Origin of the sequence: uncultured Granulicatella sp. (assembly GCF_963515095.1) — a bacterium.
In the GTDB taxonomy this organism is placed as follows: Bacteria; Bacillota; Bacilli; order Lactobacillales; family Aerococcaceae; genus Granulicatella.
Genome location: NZ_CAUPXD010000048.1, coordinates 1 through 6788 on the forward strand (window position 1 = coordinate 1; position 6788 = coordinate 6788).

Consider the following 6788-nt stretch of genomic DNA (forward strand, 5'->3'; position numbering starts at 1 on the left):
TTAAGTATATCAGATAGTTATGTCTTTTTGTTGCACTTCATTTTACAATTCAGCAAAAAATATTTTTTATACGAACTTTTTCGCATAATCTCCGAAGAAAATACGCAATAAAAAACGTCTCTAGCTTTTCACTAAAGACGTTTCTTTTTACTATCGATTTATAATTTTGAAGTATTCTCTTGAAGTAATTTTGTAAACTAAGAAGTAAGCAATCATAAATACTACAGCTACTGCTAACATCGTTAAGGCAATAATACTTCCCTTAATTCCAAAGATGAAGACGATTTTGCTCACCATATTATACGATAATGCAGTGTGTAAGAATGCTGTCAATAATGGTAAGAAGAATACAATTAATACTTGACGATTAATCGATTGATGAATCATTGGTTGATCAATACCAATCTTCTTTAAGATAACATAACGTTCACGGTCTTCATATCCTTCAGAAACTTGTTTGTAATAAATGACTAAGACCGCTCCTACTGAAAAGGCAATCGCTAATAAGATTCCTAAGAATAATAGAGAACCATAAAATTGGAATAGTAATTGAGCAATTTCAATTTTCCCATCGACTCCTCCAGCAATATCAGATTGTTGATACGCTTCTAGTTCTTTTTTCTTCTCATCATCTGTTTGACTAGAAGTATTCCATAATGCAATATAATGTCTTGTATAAGCACGATATCCTGCATCGTTATCTTTACTGTAATATGGAACAACTTTTGCCATATCTTCTTCATTTAAAAGTCCAATATAAGAATGATTTGTTATATTCGGATTTACAATTAATCCTGCAGCAAACTTATTCACTTCAATGACTTGTCCAATTGAAAAAGTATTTTCTCCAACTGCTACTTGAGTAAAGCTAGGTTTTGTTTTTTCAGTATATTGTTCTCCTATCACCATTTCTCCAGGTTTAACAGTGATATTTTCTCCAGCATTACGATTATAATCTTCCACGGATACAAGAACGACCATTGATTCTGGAAGAGCACCTAGTTTTTTAACGTTTGTATCTAATACATTTCCTTCTTGATTTCCCCCTGTTAAAATATACGAATATTCATAGAAATCTGTGACTTTCGAAGCAGTTCCTGCCGCTAATTGTTTCGCCTCTTTTGAATATTCTACTGTTTCTTCAGGATTACGAAACATATTTCTAAAAGAAAAATCCGTTGGACTTGTTCGATTAATGACTTCCTGTGCACCAAATTGTAGTGAACCAGTCGTTCCAAGAGTTACAAGAACCATTGTTGATAAAATACAAATACTTGCCAAGCCCATCGCATTTTTTCTCATTCTAAAAATTAAGTTAGAAACTGAGATGAAGTTAATTGGGCGATAGTAGAAAGTTTTACGATTTTTCAAGAAACGTAACAGTGCAATACTACCAGCATCAAATAAAATATAAGTTGCGATGACTACTAAAATAACTGCAACAAAGAACCAACCTAACGCTTTAATCGGACTTTCAATTGATTGAGAAATATAATAAGCAGACCCTAAAATCACTACCCCAATTAGCGCACGAATACTTAAGAAACGCCCTTTTTTTTCTCCCGATTTCTTCTCACGCAATAATTCTAATGGACGACTCACTCTAATTTTAATCGCATTTAAAATCATTAAAAATATAAAAATTCCACTAAATAAAATTCCAATCATAATGACTGATGCAAATTGGAATTCATATGAAATAGGAACAGTAAATCGCATTGCTTTCAATAATAAGGCAAATGCTAATCGATTGAACAATACACCTAATACCAGACCTACAATAAGGTTTATCACTGCGAACAACACCATTTCAACAACTTGTAACAATTGAATTTGTGAGCGACCCAATCCTAAAATGCTATATAATCCAAATTCTTTTGAACGATTTTTCATTACAAAGCCATTCGCATAAATCATCGTTAAGGTAGAAACCAATAACATAATCACAACACCAAACCCTAATGCCATGACTACCGTGTTTCCACCATTACTTTGTAATATTGTTTTATTCGAAGATAGCGCCATTAAAATATACGTAATCACCATCATCGTAATAGTAGCAATCGAAAACGGAATATAAAGTGTTCGATTTTTCTTTAAATTGGATACTGCTAATGAACTAATTAATTTAAACATGACTTTCACCTCGATTAGCCATTACTGTTAACGTATCAGAAATTGCTTCAAACATTTCTTCATCTGTACGTTCGCCTTTAAATAATTGATGATACAAGATTCCATCTTTAATAAATAACACTCGTTTAGCTCGACTAGCGGCTAATGTACTATGCGTTACCATTAAAATTGTTTGACCATTTTCATTTAAAGTATCAAACACATCTAAAATATTACTTGAAGATTTTGAATCTAATGCCCCTGTCGGTTCATCTGCTAGTAAGATACTAGGGTCAGCCATCATTGCACGTCCAATGGCTACTCTTTGTTGTTGCCCCCCGGATAATTCATAAGGATATTTTTCTAGTAATTTTTCAATCCCTAACATCGTAGCAACAGGTTTTACTTTTTTCTCCATTTCTTGAACAGTTTTCTTCGCTAGTACTAATGGAAGTAACATATTATCTTTCACAGACAATGTTTCTAATAAATTGAAATCTTGGAAGACAAATCCTAAATGATCACGACGAAATGCTGCTAATGTTTTGTCTGGAATATTTTGAATATCTAATTGATTCAATAATACTTGCCCTTTTGTTGGACGATCTAATGTTGCTAAAATATTTAGTAGCGTTGTTTTACCAGAACCTGATTCACCCATAATGGCAACATATTCTCCTTTTTCAACACTAAAAGTAATATCTTTTAATGCTTCTACTTGCATCGCTCCAAATCTTGTATGGTAAATTTTTTGTACTTGTTTTACATCTAATAATGTCATTTCAATTCCTACTTTCTCTTTGATTTGTATTTATTCTATCAAATAAAAACAATGTATTCCTATATTTTAGCTATCATTTTCCTTTTGTTTCTTACATTTTTGTAAGAAAGAATTTTTTATTAATTTTAGATATTTTTACTTTCAAATAAGAAATAAAAATCGTATAATATAAATGTAAAAGTAGTGATAATTCATTACTTAAACAATATAATAAAATGATTAATTAAGAATAATCATTTTACTTATTTTTCCTTTTTTATTGTTGTGATTTCCGGAAAGAATTTCATTCTTTTCGTTAATCTTTCCTTTGATTGGCAGAGCTATTCTAAAAATATCAACCATCATACACTTATGCCAGAAACTCTGCCATCAAGGACTGCCCACCTAACCTTTTAGACTACGGTCTGAACTGTTAGGTGGGTTATTCATTTAAGCACAAAAAAAGACGAGACTTTCGTCCCGCCTTACTCATTCCATCCGTTTATTGAACTTTTAAAATTTGTTCTTTCGCATGAATTAATTGCGTAATCAAAGCACAATATGGAGTTGGAATTCCATATTCTTTTCCACGTTTTGCAACAAAACCATTTAAGTAATCTACTTCTGTAAAACGATGATTTTGCATTAAATCTTGATGCATTGAAGGGTAATGTGCACGTACTTTATTTGATGCTGTATAAACATAATTTTTCATTTCTGCTGCATCAATTTTCACACCTTCATGATGAGCAACTGAAACAAACTCATGAATAATTTGTTCAACAACTGCTTCTGCTGTAGTAGTATCGAATACTTCCCCAATATTCGCATCTAAAATTGCACAAGTCGCATTCATTGTTCCGTTAACACATGCTTTTCTCCAAATTGAGAATAAAACATCTTCACTGTAACTAGCATTTAATCCCGCTTGATTCATAACAGCGACTAATTCTTCTGCAATAGCACGACCGCTTGCTTCTTCAACTGCTTGAATTTCAACAGTACCTGTTCCACCTAAACGAGCCACACCTGGAGCATTAATTCCCGCTGTCCAAATCGTTACACCCATAATAATGTTTTTACGTGGTACATATTTTTCCATTGTATATTCATGACCTAAACCATTTAATAAGCAGACTACTTTTGTATCTTCATGAATAATTGGTTTGATTTTTTCAAGCATTTCTCCTAATTTCATTGATTTTGTAAATGCAATAACGACATCTACTTCTTCATGAACTTCTTCAGGTCTATAGATAGGGATTTGTAATGTATCTGTTGTATCTCCATCTACTACTTGTAACCCATTTGTACGAATCGCTTCAATATGAGCTGGCCATTCATCAATTAAAACAACTTCTTGTCCTGCTTTTGTTAACATATAACCAAAGCGACATCCCATTGCTCCCGCACCTGCAATTGCAATTTTCATTATAATTCCTCCTTATTATACCGTTAATTTATAATCTTCCGGTTGAATCCATTGTACCACTTTTTCGAATACATGGATAAAGAAAATGTTAAAAATAATTGGTGCAACTACGAAAATGACTGCTACTAATAAAATATTTCCTACTGTCCATCCATTTTCCATTAAGTTTAAAGCATAAATAGGTCCTACTAATCCACTAAATCCAAACCCTGCACTTGCAGGAGTTCCTTGAATAGAAAATACTGCTGCTAAAATACCTAATAATGCTGAAGAACATAACATTGGTAATAAAATTTTAGGTTTTGCAATCACATTTGCCATTGACATTTTCGGAGAGCCAATAAAGTGTGCAATACAAGTTCCTACTGAATTAACTTTTAATCCTGCAACTGCTAAACCAAAACCTGCCGCACAAATTCCTAAGTTTGCTGCACCAGAACCAATACCTGACAGTCCAATTGCTAAGCCAATTCCTACAGTTGTAAATGGTGATACAATTAAAATACAGAATGTCATCGCAATTAGCATACACATAATAATTGGTTGTAAGGTTAATAAGAATTCCACACCTTGACCAATTAATGCTGTAATTTTAACAATATATGGCTGAGAAAGTCTTCCAATCCCACCAATAACGACTAATGTAACCGTTGGAATCACAATAATCGAATAAGCTCTTGCTTTATCTCCAATCCATAAAATAAATGCAGCTGCTACTGCTGCCGTTACACCCATTGTAATAATATCTCCAGTACCAGAGAACACCACACCTTTAACATCTGGATTAAAGCCCGGTGCACCACCTGCAAAAACAGTTGCTAAAGCAATGGCTCCTGATTGAATCGGCGTAAATTTAAAGAAATGTCCTACCATTAAACCAATAATAGCACCCATCATAGTATTAGCCACTTGAGTCGCTTGAATAATTAATTGTCCTTGTGGAAATACTGGTAATAACGCTTTTGTTAATTCACCTAAAATCGCACCCGGAATTAAAGTTACAACTACCCCTAATGCTAATGCATTTAATACGGTCATTGTAAACTCTTTTGCTGAATAAGTTTTATTTGTATCCATATTCATTCTCCTTTCTTTTCAATGGACTCATTATATCATATTCTTTTTGAAAACAAAGTAATATTTTCAATATTTAGTACGATATTTTCATGATGAAAATTGCACTCGATATACACATATAACACAAGACAGATTGCCACAAGGTCGGATAGAACTCACTAAAATGAAATAATATACTAATTCCAATAATAAAAATAACCATTGGAAGGGAATGAAGGAAAGAGTTTATACCAATTTTAATATCTCTTGTAATATCCTTTCGAATCCATTCATTAGTATAAGAATCTATTATTTTGGGATAAATCAATCCATAATAAAGTTGAGAACTGCTTAATACGATTAAGAGCAAGGACAGCAAATGATATAAATCTAATTCAGTAGCATTTTCAAACACTAAAATTGCTAGTCTATTAGATAGCATCATAATTGAAACAACAAATCCAATAATCACTAAACAGACCCACCAATACATCTGTTTTGAAATCGAAAAAACTTTTACACTATCTTTATCAGAAACTAAAAACCCAAAAATTTCATTTGCTAATAATAACCCAGCCATATTTAAATACCATTGCACTTGATTTCCCAACTGCTGAAAAACAAACAATAACATCGTAATTCCAAACAAAGTCCATAAAAATGCCGATTTATCGGATAGTTCTTTTTTATGCATAAAAACTCCTTACCTCAACCTTATATTTATCCGTTTAAATAAGAAAAGACTTCCTATAGTAGCATGAGCAAGCGACTCGCTTGGCGAGGCTACTGCCGTCCTAATACTACTATTAAGGATTTGTCAAACAACCTAAAAAAAACAGCTCTCCTTAATGATAATTCGGAGAGCTATTTCTTATTTACAAGTTTTTTGAATGGTTCAATTTACGGCAAATGAGTGTATAAAACTCTTTTTATTCTACCCACTCACCATCAGCGTTAACAGTATACCCATCTGGTGTAGTTGTATTAATTGCTAAAGCACCTGATTCATTCGCATAATACCATTTATCTGATACCGTGAACCATCCTGTTTCCATCGATCCTGATTGATTCAAATAGTACCATATTCCATTTTCTTTCACCCATCCAGTTTGCATTGCTCCTGAATCGTTCAAGTAGTACCATGTTCCTTTATCTTTTACCCATCCAGTTTGCATTACTCCTGAATTATCAAAATAATACCATGTTCCTTTATCTTTTACCCATCCAGTTTGCATTACTCCTGAATTATCAAAATAATACCATGTTCCATTTATTTGCTTCCATTCATTTACAATGTGAGAACCATCTTCAAGCTGATATAACCAATGACCATCTTTTTTACTCCAGCCCTCTACCACACTATTTGGTAACGTCTTGTCTTCTTTGCTAGTCACATAAAGATAAGTTGTTCTTGGTGTTACCGTA

General features: G+C 32.7%; 5 protein-coding genes and 1 pseudogene. All 6 read right to left on the reverse strand.

What is annotated here, in order from left to right; translation table 11 throughout:
- Positions 1 to 150 precede the first annotated feature (150 nt).
- A complete protein-coding gene (locus RWL86_RS08040; protein WP_314078679.1) occupies positions 151 to 2136 on the reverse strand; it encodes an ABC transporter permease in 1986 nt (661 codons plus the stop codon).
- Positions 2129 to 2896 carry an ABC transporter ATP-binding protein gene (locus tag RWL86_RS08045; RefSeq protein WP_314078682.1) on the reverse strand — a complete coding sequence of 256 codons (768 nt, stop codon included), beginning with the start codon at positions 2894 to 2896 and terminating at the stop codon, positions 2129 to 2131. Before RWL86_RS08045 ends, RWL86_RS08040 begins: the two co-directional genes overlap by 8 nt.
- A 481-nt stretch (positions 2897 to 3377) precedes the next feature.
- The gene (locus RWL86_RS08050) at positions 3378 to 4307 is read right to left on the reverse strand and encodes a 2-dehydropantoate 2-reductase (protein ID WP_314078683.1); all 930 of its coding nucleotides are present in this window, start codon (positions 4305 to 4307) and stop codon (positions 3378 to 3380) included.
- Positions 4308 to 4322: 15 nt separating this feature from the next.
- Entirely contained in the window at positions 4323 to 5384 is a 1062-nt protein-coding gene (locus tag RWL86_RS08055) for a PTS sugar transporter subunit IIC (protein ID WP_314078686.1), read from the reverse strand.
- Positions 5385 to 5457: 73 nt separating this feature from the next.
- Positions 5458 to 6057 (reverse strand): hypothetical protein, encoded by a 600-nt coding sequence (locus RWL86_RS08060; protein WP_314078687.1) that lies wholly within the window; start codon positions 6055 to 6057, stop codon positions 5458 to 5460.
- Between the two features lie 235 nt (positions 6058 to 6292).
- Positions 6293 to 6788, reverse strand: a pseudogene (locus RWL86_RS08065) (choline-binding protein A); the annotation flags it as partial.